This is a genomic window from Achromobacter sp. SX5, from assembly GCF_056711425.1.
The window spans coordinates 651,533-671,705 of sequence record NZ_CM160041.1; the positions used below are offsets into that span (position 1 = coordinate 651,533).

Below are 20,173 nucleotides of genomic sequence, written 5' to 3' on the forward strand. Positions count from 1 at the left end.
CTCTCATGCTCGATAACCTAACTCAACGCCTATCGCGCGTCGTCAAGACGCTGCGCGGCGAAGCCCGCCTGACAGAGGCCAACACCCAGGAAATGCTGCGCGAAGTGCGCATGGCGCTGCTGGAGGCCGACGTGGCGCTGCCCGTCGTGCGCGAGTTCGTCGCGCGGGTCAAGGAAAAGGCGCTGGGCGAAGAAGTCGCCGGCAGCCTCAGCCCCGGCCAGGCCCTGGTGGGCGTGGTCCACAAGGAGCTGACCGCCCTGATGGGCGGCGACCTGGGCGCGGACTCCGGCGAGCTGTCCCTGGCGGTCCAGCCGCCCGCGGTCATCCTGATGGCCGGCCTGCAGGGCGCGGGCAAGACCACCACCACCGGCAAGCTGGCGCGCTGGCTCACCGAAGGCCAGCACACCCAGCATGGCCGCAAGACCGGCAAGAAGAAAGTGCTGGTGGTGTCCGCCGACGTCTACCGTCCGGCGGCTATCGACCAGTTGAAGAGCGTGGCGGCGCAGGTGGGCGTGGACTTCCTGCCGTCCGATCCCAGCCAGAAGCCCGAGGACATCGCCCGCAACGCGGTCGACCACGCGCGCCGTCATCACTACGACGTGCTGATCCTGGACACGGCCGGTCGCCTGGGCATCGACGAGGCCATGATGCGCGAAATCCGCGCGCTGCATGACCTGGTCAAGCCGGTGGAAACGCTGTTCGTGGTGGACGCCATGCAGGGCCAGGACGCGGTCAACACCGCGCGCGCCTTCGCCGAGGCGCTGCCGCTGACCGGCGTGGTGCTGACCAAGCTCGACGGCGACGCCCGCGGCGGCGCCGCCCTGTCGGTGCGCCACGTCACCGGCAAGCCGCTGAAGTTCGTCGGCGTCTCGGAAAAGCTGGACGGCCTGGAGCCGTTCCACCCCGAGCGCATGGCGCAGCGCGTGCTGGGCATGGGCGACATCGTGTCGCTAGTCGAGCAGGCCCAGAAGAACATCGACATCGCCGAAGCGCAGAAGCTGGCCGCCAAGATCAAGTCGGGCAACAAGTTCGACCTGAACGACTTCCGCGATCAGCTCGGCCAGGTCAAGAAGCTGGGCGACATGGGTTCGCTTCTGGAAAAGCTGCCGGCCCAGTTCCAGCAGGCCGCCGGCCAGCTGCAGGGCGGCCAGGCTGAAAAGCAGCTGCGCCGCACCGAAGGCATCCTCAATGCCATGACCCCGGCCGAACGCGCCAAGCCCGAGCTCATCAAGGCCTCGCGCAAGCGCCGCATCGCCGCCGGCTCCGGCGTGCCGGTGCAGGAAGTCAACCGCCTGCTGGCGCAGTTCGACCAGATGCAGGGCATGATGAAGCAGATGAAGAAGGGCGGCATGGCCAAGATGATGCGCGCCATGGGCGGCATGAAGGGGCTGGGCCGCTTCGGCATGAAGTAGGATGGGTGCAGCGCGAGAGTTCTTGAGCAAGAACTCAAGTATCCAGCGCGCGTAACCCATCAGGCGGCGCCAGCCGCCGGGTTTCTTGGCAAGAGGCCAACAACAGCATTCGACGAAAAGCGGCGGCTGGCGCCGCCTGATGGGTTACGCGCGTTCGCCAACGTTCTTTTTGCCAAGAATTTCTCGCGCTGCACCCATCCTACGATCCCCGACTGTTCCAGTAATCCCCGCCACGCCGCCCAACCAAAAAAATGGCCAGACATTGCATCTGGCCAAGTAATCGCGGTCAGCAGGGGGCGCTGCCGCGATGCAAGCCGGAAAGCGCATGGGTGCCTTCCGGCTTGTTCCTTTTCCGTTTACCTCAAGCCAGCGGCGGGATGCGCAGCACCTGGCCGGGATAGATCTTGTCGGGGCTGGTCAGCATCGGCTTGTTGGCCTCGAAGATCAGCGTGTTCTTGGCGCCCTGGCCCTTGCCGTATTGCGCTTCCGCGATCTTCCACAGGTTGTCGCCCTTCTGCACCGTGTACATCTTGGCTTCGGGCGTGGCCTGCTGCACCTTCAACTGGTTGTCCACCTGCGCGACGCCTACGGTGTTGCCCAGGGCCAGCGCGATTTTCTCGGCCTCTTCCGTGCTCAGGGCCTCGCCCGCCACGGTGACCTTGTCACCATCGACCGAGATCTGCAGGCCATCGGCGTTCAGCCCGTGTTTATCGAGCTCTTTCTTCAATTCGTCCGCCGTTGCGGCCTTGGCCTCGCTGGCGCCGAAAAGCTTTTCCCCGACGTCCTTGATGAAATTGAGCAGACCCATAGTGTTTCCTTTATGTGTGTTGCGTTGAGAAAACAAAATGCCAGGGACGATTATTACTCGCAGATCCAGGATGGGAGAGGGGTTAACGTGTAACAGGTTGCTAGCCTCTTGCCAGACTACGCAAGAATGCCCGCCACTTTGCAGGGAATGCGTCGGCGCGGACCTAAACCGGGTCCGACGGCAGGCGTAGACATGACAAGGGCCGCTGTCGCGCGGCCCTTGTCATTGCCTTGTCACAGGCGGGAGGGGACGGCGGCGCTTCAGCCGCCGCCCACGGCCACCACGATCTCGATCTGGTCGCCGTCGGACAGCGCGGTCTGCGCGTGCTGGCTCTTGGGCACGATCTCGCCGTTGCGCTCCACCGCCACGCGCTTGCCGGCGTAGCCCAGGGTCTCGAGCAATTCGATCACGGTGGTGTCCAGCGGGAACTCGCGGGCGTCTCCGTTCAGGGTGATGTGCATGCAGGTCTCCTTCAGTTGGCTATCGCGCGTAGGCGTCGGTGGCGGCGAGCAGGCGCGCCAGCGTGCCGGGTTCATCGAAGGCATGGCCCGCGTCCGGGACCAGGTGGAATTCCGCCTCGGGCCAGGCGCGGTGCAGGTCCCAGGCGGTGCGGGCGGGCGTGCAGACGTCGTAGCGGCCCTGGACGATGGTGCCGGGGATGCTGCGCAGCTTGTGGGCGTCGCGGATCAGCTGGCCTTCTTCCATGAAGCCGCCGTTCACGAAATAGTGGTTCTCGATGCGCGCAAACGCCAGCGCCGCGCGGTCGGCGGCATGGCTTTGCTGGTGGCGCGGGCTGGGCAGCAGCGTGATGGTGCTGTCCTCCCACTTGCTCCAGGCCTTCGCGGCGCGCAGCTGCTCGGCCGGATCGTCGCCCGTCAGGCGCTTGTGATAGGCCGCCACCAGGTCGCCGCGCTCGCTCTCCGGAATCGGCGCCAGGTATTCCTCCCAGCGGTCGGGAAACAGCCACGACGCGCCTTCCTGGTAGAACCATTGGATCTCGGCGAGGCGCAGCCCGAAGATCCCGCGCAGCACCAGCTCGCTGACGTGCGGCACGTGCGTCTCGGCATAGGCCAGCGCCAGCGTCGAACCCCAGGACCCGCCGAACACCAGCCACTTGTCCGCGCCCATCACCTCGGTGCGCAGGCGCTCGATGTCCGAGACCAGATGCCAGGTGGTGTTGTTCTCCAGGCTGGCGTGCGGCTGCGAACGGCCGCAGCCGCGCTGGTCGAACAGCAGCACGTTGTAGCGCTGCGGGTCGAACAGCTGGCGGTGCACGGGCGAGCAGCCGCTGCCGGGGCCGCCGTGCAGGAACACGGCGGGCTTGCCCTGCGGATTGCCGCAAAGCTCCCAATAGATCTGGTGGCCGTCGCCGGTGTCCAGCGTGCCTTGGCGGTAGGGTTCGATCGGCGGATAAAGCATCAGGCGACTCGCTTGAAGATCAGGTCCCAGACGCCATGGCCCAGCCGCAGGCCGCGCGTCTCGAATTTGGTCAGGGGGCGGTAATCGGGGCGCGGCGCGTAGCCGTCCACGGTATTGGCAAGCAGCGGCTCGTTGCTCAGCACTTCCAGCATCTGCACCGCGTAGTCTTCCCAGTCCGTCGCGCAGTGAATGTAGCCGCCCGGCGCGATGCGGCTGGCCAGCAGCGACACGAACGGCGGCTGCAGCAGCCGGCGCTTGTGGTGCCGCTTCTTCGGCCACGGATCGGGGAAGTACACGTGCACGCCGGCCAGCGAATCGGGCGCGATCATGTCGCGCACCACTTCCACCGCGTCGTGCTGGATGATGCGCAGGTTCTGGATGCTGGAGTCTTCGATACGGCGCAGCAGCGAGCCGACGCCGGCGTTGAAAACCTCCACGCCCAGGAAATTGTCGTCCGGGCGGGCCAGGGCGATCTTCTCGGTGGTCTCGCCCATCCCGAAGCCGATCTCCAGCACCGTCGGCGCCTCGCGGCCGAACGCGGCCGCCGGGTCCAGCCGGCGCGGCGCATAGGGGATGGACCACTGGCCCATCAGGCGCTCCAGCGCCGCCTGCTGGCCCTGCGTGATATGGCCGCGGCGATGCACGAAACTGCGGATGTGGGTGGCGCCCGGGCTGTTGGGCGCGCGCGCGGCGCTGGCCAGCGCGGCCTGTGTTTCGGGCGACATGGAAGAGGACGCCTCCGGCGGCGCGGGAGGGTTTTCGGGGGTGTTCGCGGGGGTGTTCATGTTCATAGCCCGAATTGTAGTGGCAGGCCCGCCGCCCCGGCGTCGTCCGGATGCACTAAATTAGGGACATGTTTTAAGCGGGATTCCCGGCCCCGGCCAGACGGCCCGCCGAAAGGGCATCAACCCGCGCTATAATCGCGCCTCTGCCCAGGTGTTGCGCCGGGGCACGACACCCAAGGCGGGTGTAGTTCAATGGTAGAACGGCGGCTTCCCAAGCCTCAAGCGTGGGTTCGATTCCCATCACCCGCTCCAATTTCTTTCGATGCCAACCGGTTGCTTGAATAATTCCATAAATTCACGGAATTTCAGAATTTTTTCCGTGAGTTCTGGCCGATAGCCGTTGAAATTCGGCTCCCATCTTATCCAAAAAGCCTTTCGGCGGTGAAGCGATGTAGCGCTCAGCGTTCACCTTCATCGATGGGGCCATGCACTCTGCTTGATAACTTATCCCACTCCGCAGTTTGGGTCCAAGCTGTATCTCTGCCGCTGACTTGGGGGTGGAAAAGAATGAGGCTTGACCTCAGCCAAGCCTCAAGGTAGCCTTTACGGGCTAATCGGTCATAGCAGACCGGTCAGTGCGCTGCTTTTTTTATTATCAGCAACGCTGCAACCACCGCAATACATGCGATGGCGAGCGCTACACCACTCATAGTGGCCGCCTCCCTATCAAATGTGCCCCCGGGTTAGGGCGTTGGTTGAACCTGAAAGCCCCGTTGCCGCGGGGCTTTCGCCTTTTTTGGCTATGCCAAACAATATGTGGCAAAGCCTGTTTTCTTCACTCTTCCGTTTGCACGCAGCCTGCTTAGGGTCTTCGCCACCGAGTCCCTAGTGACTTCTATCGACGAGGACTCTTTTATCGCGTTGAAAACCTCTTCGACGGTTCTACCCTGATCTGGGGTCAACGTACGAATAATGGCATCCGTAATTGTTTTGTACTGTTGAGCTTCGGAGGTCTCAGGCCGGGTTGTCTGGGGAGGAGTTTCCCGAACCGAAATATTGGTGGATTGGTCGCTCTGCGCGGAGGCTAGATACTTTTCATAGCCGGTACTCTCCGAAACCAACTTGATGGTCTGTCGCAGAGCTTCAATCTGCTTACGGAGTTCGGTTGCGTCTCTTTCCATCGCAGCAAGAGCGTGCTCTTTTTGCTGGAGAAGCTTGCTAAGGTTGGCTTGGGGGTGGTTCATGTGTGAATCTTAGCATGGGCTTGTGGGATTTTGCGAATTTGTTGAGAGAAAAAAATCTCGATGCTCGGGTCTGCTGTATGGCAAGTTAGCTCACTTTCTATCCTCGGCCTGATTGTTTTGTACGGCGAGGGAGTGTCTGTGAGCGCATTTTTTGCGCAATGATTGGCTCCACTGAAAGAGAGTGGTCAGGCACGCTGGATGGGAACGCCTGGTGCTGATTGGCCGCCGAATTGTTAGAACCGACGCGCTCTTAGGGCTGAGGCTGTTGCGAAAGTTACCCCAATTGCATTAGTGGTCGCCCAGTCTGGCGAACAAAGTAATAGATACAGTAGTGTGTGAGTTCGGCAGAGCGTCAAGCCGACGTCGTCAAGCGACACGATCTATGACCGCCAGCCTGGTCGGTAGCGTTAAAGGTGAGCAAATGCTCATCTATTAGTATGAAACGGATCGCGTCGTCGACCATTCATAGTCTGAGCGCCTTGTCCAAAATATGAAGCGCGCTCGATGAACAAGCGAAGGCGTACTCCTGTCCTGGGCTTTAGTCACAGATTCACACGTTCTAGCTACGTAGTGTGGTTGAGAGGCAACCAACTAGAGTCTCAATACCCCCAATATTCGGGAAACAGAGTTCCAAATTTGATAATGATCCCTCGCTCGAAGGTAGCCGGACGCGACCGTTGACCGACCGCCCGCAGCGACCTCCGCAGGCCGCTTTTTCAGAGGAAAAACGGCTCACGGCAGCCGCTTTACGCCCGCGCGAATCCACTGGGATCCGCGCCCATTCCCCAGCCAACGGCATCCATTTCGGCGTGGTTTTGCGATTTGCGCCACATCCGGCTTGCACATAGACTGAATTACAAGAACAAGTCACCACGATGACGCCTGCGTCGATTCTTGACGGGCGTCGCGCATTTTTCATGCCTTCCACGACAGACCGTCCCCTACGCATCATCCATTCCGAGGCGGCCCTCGGCTTTGCTGGCCAGGAGCGCCGCATCCTCAAGGAGATGCGGGCCATGCGCGAGCGGGGCCACCGGGTGGAACTGATATGCCGGCCGGAAGCGAAGCTGGCCGCCGCGGCGAGCGAAGCGGGCATCAAGGTGCACAAGCTGCCCATGGGCGGCTTCATGAACCTGGTGCGCGGCGCGCCCAAGGTGCGCCGCATCCTGCGGGAAGGCCGCTTCGACATACTCAACACCCATAGCCGCATCGACACGCTGCTGGCCGGGCTGGGCGCGCGCCTGGCGGGCACGCCGCTGATCGTGCGCACCCGCCACCTGACCAACCGGGTCAATTCCATGCTGGCGTACACATGGGTGCCCCATCGCGTCAGCGCGGTGAGCAATTACGTGCGCGATTACCTGATCGAGCGCGGCGTGCCGGCCGGCAAGGTCGAGACGATTTATTCGCCCATCACGCTGCCGCCGGCCGGCATTCGTTCGACGCTGCGCGAAGAGCTGAACCTGCCGCCGGAGGCGATCGTGGTCTGTTGCGTGGCGATATTGCGCGCGACCAAGGGGCATCGCGAGCTGATCGAGGCGCTGCGCCCCTTGATGCAGGACAGGCCGCAGGTGCATCTGGTGCTGGTGGGCAACGGCTCGCCGCTGTTCGAGCAGTTGCAGGCGCTGATCGCGGAGATCGGGCTGGCGGACCGCATCCACATGCTGGGGTTCCGCCACGACGTACCCAATATCCTGGCCGGCAGCGACATCTTCGCGCTGGCGACGCAGAAGGAAGCTTCGGGCACCGTGTACGTCGAAGCCGCGGCGGCGGGGCTGCCGGTCATCGGGGTGGACGTGGGCGGCGTCAGCGAGATGGTGCGCGACGGCGAGACCGGCATACTGGTGCCTTCCGGGAACATCCCTGAATTGCGGGCGGCGCTGGAAACGCTGATCGACGACAGCCATCTGCGCGCCTGTATGGGCGCGGCCGGCACCCGCATGGCGCGGGTCGAAGGCAAGTTCTCGCTGGCCGGGCTGGCCGAGCGCACCGAGCAGGTGTACCGGACCTGGCTGGCCCAGGTCGGCGTCGGGGCCACGGGGTGATCCATGCTGCCGGAACCTGGTCCATCCGCCATGCTTGAAACCCCGGCCACGCCGCGCGTGGATCTGCAGGCGGCGCTCATGTCGGCGCCGGCCGCGCTGCCGGCCGTGCCCGCATCCGCATGGTCCTGTCCGGCGTTCGAGGTGCTGGACCTGACGCAGGTGACGCTGGTGGCCTCGGGCAGCGAGCGCGACGTCTATCTGCACCCTGGCGACAAGTCGCTGCTTATCAAGATCGTCAACCGCGCGCGCATCAACGAGCCCGGCCGCAAGCGCCCCTGGCACAAACGGCTGCACCGCGAAGACGCGCATCGCGTGTTCATCACCGAACTGGTCGAGTACATCGCCACCACCGTGCAGCAGCGGCTCAGGCAGGGAAATACGCTGATGGCGCGCATCGCCGGGCTGGTGCTGACGTCGCACGGGCTGGGCCTGGCGGTGGAGCGCATCGTCGATGCGCGCGGCGAGTCCGCGCCCACGCTCAAGCAGCTGGTGGCGGCGCAGGGATTCGGCCCCGAGCTGCAGGCGCGCCTGCGGACATTCTTCATGGACCTGATCGACGCGCACGTGATCTTCAACGACGTCAGCGCGCGCAATATCGTCGTGGGTTTCAACGCCAACGGGCGCGAGGGGCTGTACCTGGTCGACGGGTTCGGCCCCAAGCAGCTGCTGCCGCTGTATGCGTGGAGCAAGACGCTCAACAAGCGGCGCCTGCTGCGCAAGTATGCCGAGCTGAAAACCAAGCTTTCGTGACGCCGGCCCGGCGCGGCGACGCCGGACAACTCCTCTAGAACCCTTGCACGCCGGCGGCGATGGCCGTCGCGCGGGTTTTCCCTAGTCCAAAAAAAATTGACGCTCCAAATAGATGCGCTTAGCATCAACTCATCAGCATACTGATTAATTTTTGGAGCACCACGATGGCGTTGACTTTTGCCGCGAAACTCGCCGATATCGAAGAGGACGAGCCGCTCGCGATCCAACTGGGAGACCAGCACATCGCGCTGTACCTGCTCGATGGAAAGGTCTACGCGACCCACAACGTCTGCACCCATCAGTTCGCGCTGCTGAGCGACGGCTACATGGAGGACGGCTGCATCGAATGCCCGCTGCACCAGGGCAAGTTCGACATCCGCACCGGCGCGGCGGTCTGTGCGCCTGTCACCGAGCCGATCCGCACCTACCCGGTGCAGGTGGAAGGCGACTCGGTCATGGTCGACCTCTGAGCGGCGCAGCGATGGCGCAGACCTACCTCATCGTCGGCGCCGGCCAGGCGGGCGGCCGCGCGGCGGAAACGCTGCGAGCGCAGGGCTACACGGGACACGTGGTGCTGGTGGGCGACGAGTCCTGGCGGCCCTACGAGCGGCCGCCGCTGTCCAAGGACGTGCTGCTGTCGGCCGACGACGCTAACTGCTACCAGGGCTGGCTGCACAACGCCGACTTCTACGAGATGCCCAATCTGGAGCGCGTGCATGACGCGGTCGAGCGACTGGACACCGAAAACCGCATCGCGCATCTGAAGTCCGGGCGCACCATCCCCTACGCGAAATGCCTGCTGACGACGGGCGGGCGCTGTCGCCCGATGGCCTCGCTGCCGGCGTCGCCGAAAGTGGTGTCGCTGCGCACGCTGGACGACGCGATGCGGCTGCGCCAGCTGCTTGCCGGCGCGGAGTCGGTCGCCGTCATCGGCGGCGGCTTCCTGGGCCTGGAGTTCGCCGCCAGCGCGGTGGCGCGCGGGGTGCGCGCCACGGTGTACGAATCGGCGCCCCGGCTGCTGGCGCGCGCGTTGCCCGAGGCTTTCAGCGAGCGCCTGCTGGCAAAGCATCGGGCCATGGGCGTGGAGATCCTGCTGGGCGCGGGCCAGACCCGCGTGACGCAAAGCGGCCAGCAGGTGGAGATTGACGGCGCGGGCGGCCGGCGCGTTTACGACTTCTGCGTCGTCGCGGTCGGCCAGCTGCCCAATGAAGAACTGGCTAGCGCTTCAGGCATCGAGGTGCGCAACGGCATCGTGGTCGACGAATACTGCCGCACCAGCGCGCCCGACGTGTACGCCGCGGGCGATTGCGCCAACTTTCCGCTGGGCCTGGAGCGGCGCGCCACCCGGCTGGAGTCGTGGCAGAACGCCCAGGATCAGGCCAGCGTGGCGGCCAGGAACATGCTGGGCGAGGCGCTGCCTTACCAGCCCCTGCCGTGGTTCTGGACCGACCAGCACGACTGGAACATCCAGATGCTGGGGCTTTACGACGGCTCGGTGGAGCAGTGGGTGGAGCGGCCGGCGGCGCCGGACAAGACGCTGATGATCGGCCTGAAGGGCGGCGTGATCGTCTACGCGCTGGCGCTGAACCAGGGCGGCGAACTGCGGGCGCTCAAGCGCTTCGTCGAGCAGCGGCTCGCGGTCGACCCCGAGGCGCTGGCCGACATGGGCGTGAAGCTGCGCAAATTGGAACCGATACGTCATTGAATTTGGAGAGCGCGATTGTATTCCTGTGAAACTGTCATCGGCGCGGCTACGCCCGTCGCCAAGAACGCGGCGCTCGATGCGCTGGCATGGCCCGAGGAAGGCCTGCAGGCGGTGCCCGACTGGGTCTACACCAGCGAAGCCGTCTACGCCCGCGAGGTCGAGCGCATTTTCCACGGCAAGACCTGGAACTTCGTGGCGCTGGAGGCCGAAGTGCCCAACGCCGGCGACTACAAGCGGTCTTATGTGGGGCCGACGCCCGTGGTCGTCTCGCGCGCCGAGGACGGCTCCATCCACGTCTTCGAGAACCGCTGCGCGCACCGCGGCGCCGAGTTCTGCCGCAACAGCCGCGGCAACAACAAGGAGTTCGTCTGCCCCTACCACCAGTGGTCCTACGACCTGAAGGGCAATCTGCAGGGCATTCCGTTCAAGCGCGGCGTCAACAAGCTGGGCGGCATGCCCAAGGACTTCCGCAACGAGAACCACGGGCTACGCAAGCTGACCGTGACGACCCGCAACGGCGTGGTGTTCGCATCGTTCCAGCCGGACGTGGAGCCGCTGGAAGACTACCTGACGCCAGAAATCCTGAAGGACTTCGACGCGGTGTTCAGCGGCAAGAAGCTGAAGATCCTGGGCTTCTACAAGAACGAGCTGCCGTGCAACTGGAAGATGTACCACGAGAACCTCAAGGATCCGTACCACGCGACGTTGCTGCATTCGTTCCTGGTGGTGTTCGGGCTGCTGGTGGCCGGCAATCGCTCGGCGATGGTGGCCGACAGCAAGTACGGCATCCACGGCACCATGGCCTCGGCCAAGAGCGATTCGCTCTACGCCAGTGTGGACGAAGACAAGAAGAAGGAGATGCGCTCCTTCCATGAGGGCATGCGCCTGCAGGACGAGCGCTTCCTGGAGTTCGTCAAGGAGTTCGACTCCGAGTGGTCGGTGACCATGCAGACGATCTGGCCGAACCTTATCGTCCAGCGCGAAATGAACACGCTGGGCGTGCGCCACATCGTGCCCAATGGCCCGAACAGCATGATCATGCTGTGGACCATGTTCGGCTACGAGGACGATACCGAGGAAATGACGCGCCACCGGCTGCGCCAGGGCAATCTGATGGGGCCGTCGGGCTTCCTGGGCCTGGAGGACAACGAGGCGATGAAGTTCGTCCAGGAAGGGGTGCGGCGCTCGGTGACCGACCGCAGCATCCTGCGGCTCGACGGAGACAAGGTGGGATCGGCCGACAACCTGATCTCGGAATCCGCGATCCGCGCCATGTACAAACACTACCGCGAAGTGATGGGGTTCTGAGATGTTGCCGGGTTTTGAAAAACAAGAGGTCTCCTACGGTGCGGCCAAGGACGCCCGCGCGGCAGTGGAGGACTTCCATGCCGAATACTGCGCCGCGCTGGACGGCGGAGAGATAGAACGCTGGCCGGATTTCTTCACCGAGGATTGCCTGTACCGCGTGACCGAGTATGAAAACGCGGCCTGCGGGCTGCCGGTGGGCCTGGTCTATGCCGAAGGCAGGAACATGCTGCGCGACCGCGCCGTGGCCATCGCGCGCACGCAGATGTTCGCGCCGCGCCAGGTGCTGCACATGGTCTCCAACGTGCGGATTCTGAACGTCACCGAGACCGAGATCGTCAGCCAGAGCAATTACGTCCTGCTGCAGACGCTGGTCGAGGGCGCGACGACGCTGCACCAGGCCGGCCGCATCTACGACCGCTTCGACCGCCGGGGCAGGGGCCTGTTGCTCAAGGAACGGCAGGCGGTGTATGACACTGCGGTGATCGCAAACGATTTGGCCTATCCGGTATAGGGATGGCCCGGGGTACGACATGAGCAATAAAGAGGAAACCGAAGGTCCGGTCGAAGACGGCGGCGTCGGCGCCCGGGTGCGGCGACGCGAGGACGAACGCCATCTGCACGGCAAGGGCCGTTTCGTCGCGGACTACAAATTCCCCGACCTGCAGGAGGTTGCGTTCCTGCGCAGCCCGGTCGCCCATGCGCGGATCTCGCGCGTGGGCAAGCCGCAGGCCTGGGCCGACCGCGTGTTCGTCAGGGCCGACATGCCCGAGGCCGCCGACATCGTCGCCGACTCCAGCCTGCCGAGCTACAAGTCTTCGGCCCATCCGCCGCTGGCCAGCGGCAAGGTGCGCTTCGTGGGCGAACCGATAGCGATGTGCGTGGCTGCGACGCGCGCCGAGGCCGAGGACATCGCGGAAGAGGTCGAGCTGGACCTCGACGAGCTGCCCGCGTTCGCCAATGCCTACGCGGCCCGTGACCGCCAGGACGTGCGCGTACACGATCACTGGGACGACAACCTGTTCCTGGACCTGAAGGCGGACGTGGATTTCGAAGCTCACGCCGGCCGGGCCGCGGTGGTCGTCAAGCAGAAGGTGGACCTGGCCCGCCAGTGCATGGCGCCGATGGAAGGCAAGGCGGTGCTGGCCTACTGGGACCACCCGCAATCGCAGCTGGTCGTCATCACCTCCACGCAGGTGCCGCACATGATCCGCACGGTGCTGGCGCAGTGCCTGGGGATCGAGCAGGCCCAGGTCCGCGTCATTTCGCCGGACGTGGGCGGCGCGTTCGGCTACAAGTGCGTGCTGCAGCAGGAGGAGCTTTGCATCGCCTGGCTGGCGCTGCGCTTCAAGCGGCCCTTCCGCTTCATCGAAGACCGCCGCGAGCACCTGATCGCCGGCGCCAACACGCGCCAGCATCACTACGAACTCACGGCCTATGCGGACGAGACGGGCCGCCTGCTGGCCCTGGACGCCAACCTGCTGATCGACGGCGGCGCCTATTCCGCGTGGCCATTCACGATAGGGCTGGAGACCGGGCAGGCGCTGGGCAACCTGCCCGGGCCTTATGACTTCCATGGCTATCGCTGCCGCACCCAGTGCGCCGCCACCAACAAGCCGGGCTTTCTGCCGTACCGCGGCGTGGCCCGCACCGGCGTCTGTTTCGCCATCGAGCTGACCATGGACGCGATCGCGCGCGCCGTGGGCCGCGAGGCCTGGGAAGTGCGGCACGCCAACCTGGTCAAGGGCGCGGACATGCCGTACACCAACGTTGTCAAGAAGCACTACGACAGCGGCGATTTCCAGGAAAGCCTGCGCCGCGCGGTCGAACAGATCGACGTGGACAAGTGGCGCCGCCGGCAACAGGCTGGCGAGGCCGACGGCCGGCTGGTGGGCGTGGGCTTCGCCACGTTCACGGAGCAGTCGGCGCACGGCACGGCGGTGTTCGCGTCCTGGGGGCTGCCGGTGGTGCCGGGCTACGACCTCGCCACGGTGCGGGTCACGGCCGACGGCGGCCTGGAACTGCGGGCCGGCATCCATTCCCACGGGCAGGGCATGGAAACCACGCTGCCGCAGATCGCCCACGAAATCCTGGGCGTGCCCATCGCCAAGATCAAGCTGATCCACGGCGATACGGGGCTGACGCCGTACTCGACCGGCACCTACGCCTCGCGCAGCATCGTGATGGCCGGAGGCGCGGTGGCCGCCACCTGCAGGGAGCTGGTGCCGCGCATCGTGGCCATCGGCGCGCACCTGCTGGGCGGGCCCGAACAGGACGTGAAGTTCGAGCGCGGCCAGGTGGTCGGCCGGACCGGCAGCGTGGCGCTGGCAGACGTGGCCGCCGCCTGGTATCTGCGGCCCGAGAAACTGCCGGCGGGCGTGAACCTGGCCGGCCTGGAGGCCACGCAGGGCTTCAAGCCCAAGGTGGACACGGGCGCGTTCAGCTACGCCACCCACGCCGCGGCCGTGGCCGTGGACACGCAAACCGGCCACGTCGAAATCCTGGACTACGTGATCGTCGAGGACTGCGGCCGCATGATCAATCCGATGGTCGTCGAAGGGCAGACCATCGGCGGCACCGCGCAGGGAATCGGCACGGCCTTCTACGAGGAAAGCCTGTACGACGACAACGCGCAGCCGCTGACTTCGACGCTGGCCGACTATATGCTGCCCGGCCCCACCGAGCTGCCGGCGCTCAAGATCATCCACATGGAAACCCCTTCGCCCTACACGGAATTCGGCGCCAAGGGCGTGGGCGAGGGCGGCGCGATCGCGCCGCCGGCCGCGCTGTTCAACGCCGTGAACGACGCATTGCGCCCCTTGAAGGCGCAGGTCTCGGAAACCCCGCTCACCCCCAGGCGGCTGCTGGCGGCGATCGAGGCCGCCCGCGGCGGCGCCGAGTCGGCGGGCCGGGCAGCGCGCATCGCGGAGGCGGCATGAAGGCGGCGAAATTCGACTATCTCAGGTGCGCGACGCTGGAGCAGGCGCTGAGCGCGTTGCAGGACGGGGCCACGCCGGCCAAGCCGATCGCCGGAAGCCAGTCCATGGGCCCGATGCTGAACCTGCGCCTGGCGCGCCCCGGGCGCGTGGTGGACGTGTCGCGGCTGGATGCGCTGCGCACGGTCTCGGCCGACAAGCAAGGCATCCGGATCGGCGCGGCGGTGACGCACGCCGAGATCGAGGACGGCAGGCACGAGGCGTTGAGGCATGGCTATCTGCAATACGTGGCCGGCGGCATCGCGTACCGCGCGATCCGCAACCGCGGCACCATAGGCGGCAGCCTGGCCCACGCCGACCCGGCGGCCGACTGGCCGCTGGCACTGTCCGCGATAGACGCCAGGCTGGAACTGTCGCGGGCCGGCGCGACGCGCACCGTCAGGAACAGCGAGTTCATGCTGGGCGCGTTCACCACGCTTTTGCAGGAGGGCGAGCTGATCACGGCGGTGCTGCTGCCGCCGCTCGGTCCGTCGATGCGCTGGGGCTATCACAAGCTCTGCCGGAAAACGGGAGAGTTCGCGCATGCAAGCGCGGCGGCCGCCTTCGATCCGGCCATCGGCCTGGCCAAGGTGGTGCTGGGCGCGCTGGACGGCCCGCCCCGGGTGCTGGAAGCCCTGGCGGTGGATATCGCGCGGCGCGGCGCGGCCGCGGCCAGCGCCCAGGCTCTGGAAGAGGCGGTGGCGCAGGCCATGCCGGGCGCCGACGCGATAGACCGTTCGATGCACCTTGCCGCCTTGCAGCGCTGCCTGCGGCAGGCGCTTGGAACCGCCCTGGAAGAATAGGTGAAGCAGATGTCAGCAATCCAAATGACCATTAACGGGCGGTCCGTGCAGGGCTGCCCCGAACCGCGCGTGCACCTGGGCGATTTCCTGCGCGAGAGCCAGAACCTGACCGGCACGCACCTGGGCTGCGAACACGGCGTCTGCGGCGCCTGTACCGTGCTGGTGGACGGCGCGCCGGTGCGCTCGTGCATCACGTTCGCCGTGGCCTGCGACCAGCAGAGCGTCACCACCATAGAGGGGTTCGACGAAGACGAGCTGATGCGGCGGCTGCGTCATTCGTTTTCCGTCCATCACGGGCTGCAATGCGGCTATTGCACGCCCGGCATGCTCATCACGGCCCGCGATATCGTGCTGCGCCATCCGGATGCCGACGAGGCCCGCATCCGCCTGGAGCTTTCCGGCAATCTGTGCCGCTGCACCGGCTACATGGGGATCGTCGCCGCGATCCAGGCGGTCATCGCCGATCTGAAAGTTCATCCTCTCGCCGCGGACGCGGGCGTTTCCCGCGCATCCGCGCAGCCGGCTTGCGCGGCCGCGCCCCAGGGCGCGTTCGAGACGTTCACCGCCGAACGCGGAGAGCAGCAGGCCATCGCCTCGTCGCCAGCGGCCGTGGCCGCCGCCGACGAACCGGCCGAGGCGAAGCGCAAGGGCTGGACGGCGATCGACGACAGCTTCGTCGTGCCGTTTCCCCTCGAACGCGTCTGGGCCTTCATGGAGGACCTGCCTTCCGTGACCGCCTGCCTGCCGGGCGCCGAACTCACCGAGCACACGGGCGATACCGTGAAGGGAAAAATCGCCATCAAGTTCGGTCCGATGTCGGCCAATTTCGCCGGCGCCGCGCGTCTGGAGCGCGACGCCGCCCGGCACCGGGCGGTGATGCGCGGCGCGGGGCAGGACAACATCAGCCGCTCGCGCGCCAACGGCGACGTGACGTACTCGCTGACCAGCGAGGCCGGCGGCGCCCAGACGCGCGTGGCGGTGACGCTGGAGTACATGTTGCAGGGACCGCTGGCGCAGTTCTCGCGCTCCGGTCTGGTCAAGGACTTCGTGCGCCGGATGATCGCCGACTTCGGCGCGCGCATCACGGCGCAGCTGGGCGGGCAGGCCGTGCCCGAGGCCGCCGCCTCCCGGTTCAACGCGGGCAGCCTGGTGTGGAGCGTGATCTGGAGCCGGATACGCAGGCTGTTCGGCAAAAAGGACTGAAGACAGAAGCAGGGGCGGCCTTCGGGCCAGCCCCTTTTACTGAACATTATCGTCAGTACGCTGATGATTAAAGGAGATTTCCACATGGCAGACCGAATCAGGAAGATCGCGCTGGAAGAACATTTCGCCACGCCGACGTTTCCCAACTACTCCAAGGCGTTCACGCAGCACATCGCGCCCGAGATCCTGCAGGACCTGGGGCGCAGGCTGGCCGATTTCGACGGGCAGCGGCTGGAAGAAATGGACCGCGCCGGCATCGATTACTGCGTGCTGTCGCAGACCGGCCCCAGCGTGCAGGGCGAACGCGAACCGGCCCTGGCGGCGGCCCGCGCCCGCGAAAGCAACGACTTCCTGGCCGAGCAGGTCGCGCGCCGTCCGTCGCGCTTTGGCGGCTTCGCCACGCTGGCCATGCATAGCCCCGAAGAGGCGGCCCGGGAGCTGACCCGCGCGGTGAAGGAACTGGGTTTCAAGGGCGCGCTGGTCAACGGCCATACGTTCGGCACGTACTACGACGATCCGGCCTACGACGAATTCTGGGCGACGCTGCAGGAACTGGACGTGCCGTTCTACCTGCATCCCATCGACGCCTACGCGCTGCCCAAGGTGTTGGACGGCCATCCCGAGCTGGCCGGCGCGACCTGGGGCTGGGGCGTGGAGACCGGCAGCCACGCGCTGCGGCTGCTGTTCGGCGGCGTGTTCGACCGCTATCCGGGCGTGAAGGTCATCGTCGGCCACATGGGCGAGGGCCTGCCGTTTCTGCGCTGGCGCTTCGACAGCCGCTTCGCCGTGTATTCGCACGGCGTGCGTCTGGAGTTGCCGCCTTCGGCGTACTTCGGCCGCAATCTGCTGATCACGACTTCGGGCGTGTGCTCGGCGCCGTCGCTGATCGGCGCCATCGGCGAGATGGGCCGCGAGGCCGTGATGTTTTCGGTCGACTACCCCTACGAGTCGACCCGGCTGGCCGCCAGCTTCATCGAAGAGGCGCCGCTGGACGAGGAAACCCGCGGCCTGGTCTGCCATGGCAACGCGGCGCGGCTGCTGAAGCTCTGACGCGCGTCACCCGAATTCCCTATCCCTTGGAGCAAGCAATGAACAAAACCTTCCGCATCGGCCAGATCGTGCCCAGTTCGAACACCACGATGGAAACCGAAATCCCCGCCATGCTGCAGGCCCGCCAGGCCATACGGCCGGAGCGCTTCACCTTTCACTCCAGCCGCATGCGCATGAAGAAAGTGGTAAAGGAAGAACTCGCCGCGATGGATGCGGAATCGGACCGCTGCGCCGTGGAGCTGAGCGACGCCCGCGTCGATGTGCTGGGCTACGCCTGCCTGGTCGCGATCATGGCGATGGGGCATGGATACCACCGCGTCTCGCAGGAGCGCCTGTCGGCCCACACCGCGGCCAACGGCGGGTCGGCGCCGGTCATCACCAGCGCCGGCGCGCTGGTCGATGGCCTCAAGGTCATCGGCGCCAGGCGCGTGGTGGTGGTGGCGCCGTACATGGTGCCGCTGACCGAGCTGGTGGTGGACTACATCCGCAACGAAGGCTTCGAGGTCATCGCCTACCGCGCGCTGGAGATCCCCGACAACCTGGAGGTTGGACGTCACGATCCGGCCCGGCTGCCGGACATCGTCAAGACGCTGCCCTACCAGGACGCCGACGCCATCGTGCTGTCGGCCTGCGTGCAGATGCCGTCGCTGCCGGCGATCGCCAAGGTCGAGGCGATGACGGGCAAGCCGGTCATCACCGCCGCGGTCGCGACCACCTATGCAATGCTGAAGACGCTGGACCTGGAACGCGTGGTGCCTGGCGCCGGCGCGCTGCTGTCCGGCGCGTACTGAGACGGGAGGAATACAGGCATGACGCAGCCATCCACTTTCCAGTACGGCGCCAACGTCGCCGCCAACGGCATCCGCCAGCACTACCTGCGCTACGGCGGCCAGGCCGTGGCCGGCAGGCATGATCCGGTCATCATCGTTCCCGGCATCACCAGCCCCGCCATCACCTGGGGCTTCGTCGGCGAGCGCTTCGGGCGGCATTTCGACACCTACGTCCTGGACGTCAGGGGCCGCGGCCTGTCCTCGGCCGGCGACGCGCTGGACTACAGCCTGGACGCGCAGGCCGCGGACCTGATCGCTTTCGCCCAGGCGCTCGGCCTGACGCGCTACAGCGTGGTCGGCCATTCCATGGGCGCGCGGATCGGCCTGCGGGCGGCCCGCCAGCGGCCGCCGGGCATGGCCAGGCTGGTGGCCGTGGACCCGCCGGTGTCCGGCCCGGGACGCCGCGCCTATCCCGCCCAGCTGCCCTGGTACGTCGATTCCATGGCCGAGGCCCGCCAGGGCATGGACGCGCAGGCCATGCGCAAGTACTGCGCGACCTGGACCGAGGAACAGCTGCGGCTGCGGGCCGAGTGGCTGCACACCTGCGACGAGCGCGCCGTGCGCGAGAGCTTCGACGGTTTTCACACGGACGACGTGCATGCCGACCTGCCGCTGCTCCAGCTGCCCGTGCGCCTGATCACGGCGGCGCGCGGCGACGTGGTCAAGGACGAGGACGTGGCCGAGATCGGCGAACTGGTCGCGGGCCTGCAGCACGAGCGGGTGGCCGATGCCGGCCACATGATCCCCTGGGACAACGAGGAGGGCTTTTACACGGCCTTCGGCGATTTCCTGGGCGCGCGCCTGGAGCCGGGCGCCGCGGACACGCACGAATCCAGCACGGGAGCGAAGACATGCCGGTAAGCGACTATCAAATGGTCGCGGCCTGGAAAGAGGTGCTGACGCTGTCGCGCCTGCAGGCCGGACAGACGGTCACCATCCTGACCAGCGCCAACACCCACCCGCAGACGCTGGCCACGGCGCTGATCGCGACCCAGTCTATGGGAGCCGTGGTGAACCGGCTCGATCTTCCGCCGGTCAACGGCGAGAAGGCGCTGAGCCGCGATTCGCTGGCCTACCTGGGCACCACCCCGCTGACCGGCAACCAGGCCGCGATCGCGGCGCTCAAGGCCAGCGACCTGGTGCTGGACCTGATGACGTTGCTGTTCTCGCCCGAGCAGCTGGAAATCCTGCAGACGGGCACCAAGATCCTGCTGGCGGTGGAGCCGCCGGAGGTGCTGACCCGGCTGGTGCCGACGCTGCGCGACAAGGAGCGCGTCGTCGCCGCCCAGCAGCGCATCGGCGCGGCCCGGACCATGCGCGTGTTGTCGGCGGCCGGCACGGACTTCCATTGTCCGCTTGGTGAGTTCGCGCCGATCGCGGAGTACGGCTTCGTCGACGAGCCGGGCCGCTGGGACCACTGGCCCAGCGGCTTCGCGCTGACCTTTCCCAACGACGGCCAGGCGCACGGCCGCATCGTCATCGACCGCGGCGACATACTGCTGCCGCAGAAGTGCTACGTGTCCGACCGCATCGAACTGACGGTGGAGGGCGGTTATGCGACCGGTATTTCCGGCGGCATCGACGCGCAGCTGCTGTCCGAGTACATGGGCACGTTCCAGGACCCCGAGGCTTACGCAATCTCCCACATCGGCTGGGGGCTGCAGCCGCGCGCGCACTGGTCGACGCTGGGCCTGTACGACCGCGAGGCCACCATCGGCATGGACGCGCGCGCCTTCGAGGGCAATTTCCTGTTCTCGCTGGGTCCCAACAACGAGGCCGGCGGCAGCCGCACCACCACCTGCCACATCGACATTCCGCTGCGCAACTGCGACGTCTACCTGGATGACGAACCGGTGGTCAAGGGCGGCGTGGTCGTGCAACCGTAGAGAGACGCTCACC

At 66.0% G+C, this 20,173-nt stretch carries 19 protein-coding genes and 1 tRNA gene; 15 read left to right on the forward strand and 5 right to left on the reverse strand.

Annotated elements, in window-relative coordinates; translation table 11 throughout:
* Positions 1 to 5 precede the first annotated feature (5 nt).
* Positions 6 to 1,412 carry a signal recognition particle protein gene (gene ffh, locus AC1M14_RS03085; protein WP_102773446.1) on the forward strand — a complete coding sequence of 469 codons (1,407 nt, stop codon included), beginning with the start codon at positions 6 to 8 and terminating at the stop codon, positions 1,410 to 1,412.
* Between the two features lie 361 nt (positions 1,413 to 1,773).
* On the opposite strand, the gene lysM is transcribed toward ffh, so the two are convergent.
* The 4 genes from lysM to trmB form a co-directional block, all read right to left on the reverse strand.
* The gene (gene lysM, locus AC1M14_RS03090) at positions 1,774 to 2,220 is read right to left on the reverse strand and encodes a peptidoglycan-binding protein LysM (protein WP_102773447.1); all 447 of its coding nucleotides are present in this window, start codon (positions 2,218 to 2,220) and stop codon (positions 1,774 to 1,776) included.
* A gap of 260 nt (positions 2,221 to 2,480) precedes the next feature.
* A complete protein-coding gene (gene thiS / locus AC1M14_RS03095) occupies positions 2,481 to 2,681 on the reverse strand; it encodes a sulfur carrier protein ThiS (protein WP_102773448.1) in 201 nt (66 codons plus the stop codon).
* Between the two features lie 19 nt (positions 2,682 to 2,700).
* Entirely contained in the window at positions 2,701 to 3,639 is a 939-nt protein-coding gene (gene pip / locus AC1M14_RS03100) for a prolyl aminopeptidase (protein ID WP_479730954.1), read from the reverse strand.
* Positions 3,639 to 4,430, reverse strand: a complete 792-nt coding sequence (gene trmB / locus AC1M14_RS03105) for a tRNA (guanosine(46)-N7)-methyltransferase TrmB (RefSeq protein WP_209164607.1) — start codon at positions 4,428 to 4,430, stop codon at positions 3,639 to 3,641. Before trmB ends, pip begins: the two co-directional genes overlap by 1 nt.
* Positions 4,431 to 4,602: 172 nt before the next feature.
* On the opposite strand from trmB, the gene AC1M14_RS03110 reads away from it, so the two are divergent.
* Positions 4,603 to 4,676: transfer RNA gene (locus AC1M14_RS03110), tRNA-Gly, on the forward strand.
* Positions 4,677 to 5,164: 488 nt separating this feature from the next.
* Here the strand turns inward: AC1M14_RS03110 and AC1M14_RS03115 are convergent.
* Positions 5,165 to 5,608, reverse strand: a complete 444-nt coding sequence (locus tag AC1M14_RS03115) for a hypothetical protein (RefSeq protein ID WP_479730955.1) — start codon at positions 5,606 to 5,608, stop codon at positions 5,165 to 5,167.
* Between the two features lie 917 nt (positions 5,609 to 6,525).
* Here AC1M14_RS03115 and AC1M14_RS03120 point away from each other — a divergent pair.
* The 13 genes from AC1M14_RS03120 (at position 6,526) to AC1M14_RS03180 (ending at position 20,160) form a co-directional block, all read left to right on the forward strand.
* On the forward strand, positions 6,526 to 7,653 hold the full coding sequence (locus AC1M14_RS03120) for a glycosyltransferase family 4 protein (protein ID WP_479730956.1): 1,128 nt from the start codon (positions 6,526 to 6,528) through the stop codon (positions 7,651 to 7,653).
* A 30-nt stretch (positions 7,654 to 7,683) separates the two neighbouring features.
* Entirely contained in the window at positions 7,684 to 8,403 is a 720-nt protein-coding gene (locus AC1M14_RS03125; RefSeq protein WP_479730957.1) for a YrbL family protein, read from the forward strand.
* A gap of 164 nt (positions 8,404 to 8,567) precedes the next feature.
* Complete coding sequence (locus AC1M14_RS03130; RefSeq protein ID WP_209164603.1) at positions 8,568 to 8,873, forward strand: non-heme iron oxygenase ferredoxin subunit; 306 nt, start codon at positions 8,568 to 8,570, stop codon at positions 8,871 to 8,873.
* Between the two features lie 11 nt (positions 8,874 to 8,884).
* Positions 8,885 to 10,108 carry an FAD-dependent oxidoreductase gene (locus AC1M14_RS03135; RefSeq protein ID WP_209164602.1) on the forward strand — a complete coding sequence of 408 codons (1,224 nt, stop codon included), beginning with the start codon at positions 8,885 to 8,887 and terminating at the stop codon, positions 10,106 to 10,108.
* A 15-nt stretch (positions 10,109 to 10,123) separates the two neighbouring features.
* A complete protein-coding gene (locus tag AC1M14_RS03140; protein WP_209164601.1) occupies positions 10,124 to 11,416 on the forward strand; it encodes an aromatic ring-hydroxylating dioxygenase subunit alpha in 1,293 nt (430 codons plus the stop codon).
* A gap of 1 nt (position 11,417) precedes the next feature.
* Positions 11,418 to 11,927, forward strand: a complete 510-nt coding sequence (locus tag AC1M14_RS03145; protein WP_479730958.1) for an aromatic-ring-hydroxylating dioxygenase subunit beta — start codon at positions 11,418 to 11,420, stop codon at positions 11,925 to 11,927.
* Positions 11,928 to 11,946: 19 nt separating this feature from the next.
* The gene (locus AC1M14_RS03150; protein WP_479730959.1) at positions 11,947 to 14,352 is read left to right on the forward strand and encodes a xanthine dehydrogenase family protein molybdopterin-binding subunit; all 2,406 of its coding nucleotides are present in this window, start codon (positions 11,947 to 11,949) and stop codon (positions 14,350 to 14,352) included.
* Positions 14,349 to 15,191 (forward strand): FAD binding domain-containing protein, encoded by an 843-nt coding sequence (locus tag AC1M14_RS03155; RefSeq protein WP_479730960.1) that lies wholly within the window; start codon positions 14,349 to 14,351, stop codon positions 15,189 to 15,191. Before AC1M14_RS03150 ends, AC1M14_RS03155 begins: the two co-directional genes overlap by 4 nt.
* Positions 15,192 to 15,200: 9 nt before the next feature.
* On the forward strand, positions 15,201 to 16,394 hold the full coding sequence (locus AC1M14_RS03160; protein WP_479730961.1) for a xanthine dehydrogenase family Fe-S subunit: 1,194 nt from the start codon (positions 15,201 to 15,203) through the stop codon (positions 16,392 to 16,394).
* Between the two features lie 84 nt (positions 16,395 to 16,478).
* Positions 16,479 to 17,444 (forward strand): amidohydrolase family protein, encoded by a 966-nt coding sequence (locus AC1M14_RS03165; protein WP_479730962.1) that lies wholly within the window; start codon positions 16,479 to 16,481, stop codon positions 17,442 to 17,444.
* A 38-nt stretch (positions 17,445 to 17,482) separates the two neighbouring features.
* Positions 17,483 to 18,235: an aspartate racemase/maleate isomerase family protein gene (locus tag AC1M14_RS03170; protein ID WP_209164595.1), complete on the forward strand. Its 753-nt coding sequence runs from the start codon at positions 17,483 to 17,485 to the stop codon at positions 18,233 to 18,235.
* An 18-nt stretch (positions 18,236 to 18,253) separates the two neighbouring features.
* On the forward strand, positions 18,254 to 19,135 hold the full coding sequence (locus tag AC1M14_RS03175) for an alpha/beta fold hydrolase (protein WP_479730963.1): 882 nt from the start codon (positions 18,254 to 18,256) through the stop codon (positions 19,133 to 19,135).
* A complete protein-coding gene (locus AC1M14_RS03180) occupies positions 19,126 to 20,160 on the forward strand; it encodes a 2,5-dihydroxypyridine 5,6-dioxygenase NicX family protein (protein WP_479730964.1) in 1,035 nt (344 codons plus the stop codon). The genes AC1M14_RS03175 and AC1M14_RS03180 overlap by 10 nt, the downstream gene beginning before the upstream one ends.
* The last annotated feature ends 13 nt before the right edge of the window (positions 20,161 to 20,173 follow it).

What these genes read in the sequence shown, in the direction of transcription:
- lysM (WP_102773447.1), bottom strand. Translation starts at nt 2,220, where the DNA reads ATGGGTCTGCTCAATTTCATCAAGGACGTCGGGGAAAAGCTTTTCGGC.
- ffh (WP_102773446.1), top strand. Translation starts at nt 6, where the DNA reads ATGCTCGATAACCTAACTCAACGCCTATCGCGCGTCGTCAAGACGCTG.
- AC1M14_RS03160 (WP_479730961.1), top strand. Translation starts at nt 15,201, where the DNA reads ATGTCAGCAATCCAAATGACCATTAACGGGCGGTCCGTGCAGGGCTGC.
- AC1M14_RS03170 (WP_209164595.1), top strand. Translation starts at nt 17,483, where the DNA reads ATGAACAAAACCTTCCGCATCGGCCAGATCGTGCCCAGTTCGAACACC.
- AC1M14_RS03165 (WP_479730962.1), top strand. Translation starts at nt 16,479, where the DNA reads ATGGCAGACCGAATCAGGAAGATCGCGCTGGAAGAACATTTCGCCACG.
- AC1M14_RS03115 (WP_479730955.1), bottom strand. Translation starts at nt 5,608, where the DNA reads ATGAACCACCCCCAAGCCAACCTTAGCAAGCTTCTCCAGCAAAAAGAG.
- AC1M14_RS03150 (WP_479730959.1), top strand. Translation starts at nt 11,947, where the DNA reads ATGAGCAATAAAGAGGAAACCGAAGGTCCGGTCGAAGACGGCGGCGTC.
- pip (WP_479730954.1), bottom strand. Translation starts at nt 3,639, where the DNA reads ATGCTTTATCCGCCGATCGAACCCTACCGCCAAGGCACGCTGGACACC.
- AC1M14_RS03135 (WP_209164602.1), top strand. Translation starts at nt 8,885, where the DNA reads ATGGCGCAGACCTACCTCATCGTCGGCGCCGGCCAGGCGGGCGGCCGC.
- AC1M14_RS03125 (WP_479730957.1), top strand. Translation starts at nt 7,684, where the DNA reads ATGCTTGAAACCCCGGCCACGCCGCGCGTGGATCTGCAGGCGGCGCTC.
- AC1M14_RS03120 (WP_479730956.1), top strand. Translation starts at nt 6,526, where the DNA reads ATGCCTTCCACGACAGACCGTCCCCTACGCATCATCCATTCCGAGGCG.
- AC1M14_RS03155 (WP_479730960.1), top strand. Translation starts at nt 14,349, where the DNA reads ATGAAGGCGGCGAAATTCGACTATCTCAGGTGCGCGACGCTGGAGCAG.
- thiS (WP_102773448.1), bottom strand. Translation starts at nt 2,681, where the DNA reads ATGCACATCACCCTGAACGGAGACGCCCGCGAGTTCCCGCTGGACACC.
- AC1M14_RS03130 (WP_209164603.1), top strand. Translation starts at nt 8,568, where the DNA reads ATGGCGTTGACTTTTGCCGCGAAACTCGCCGATATCGAAGAGGACGAG.
- trmB (WP_209164607.1), bottom strand. Translation starts at nt 4,430, where the DNA reads ATGAACATGAACACCCCCGCGAACACCCCCGAAAACCCTCCCGCGCCG.
- AC1M14_RS03175 (WP_479730963.1), top strand. Translation starts at nt 18,254, where the DNA reads ATGACGCAGCCATCCACTTTCCAGTACGGCGCCAACGTCGCCGCCAAC.
- AC1M14_RS03145 (WP_479730958.1), top strand. Translation starts at nt 11,418, where the DNA reads ATGTTGCCGGGTTTTGAAAAACAAGAGGTCTCCTACGGTGCGGCCAAG.
- AC1M14_RS03180 (WP_479730964.1), top strand. Translation starts at nt 19,126, where the DNA reads ATGCCGGTAAGCGACTATCAAATGGTCGCGGCCTGGAAAGAGGTGCTG.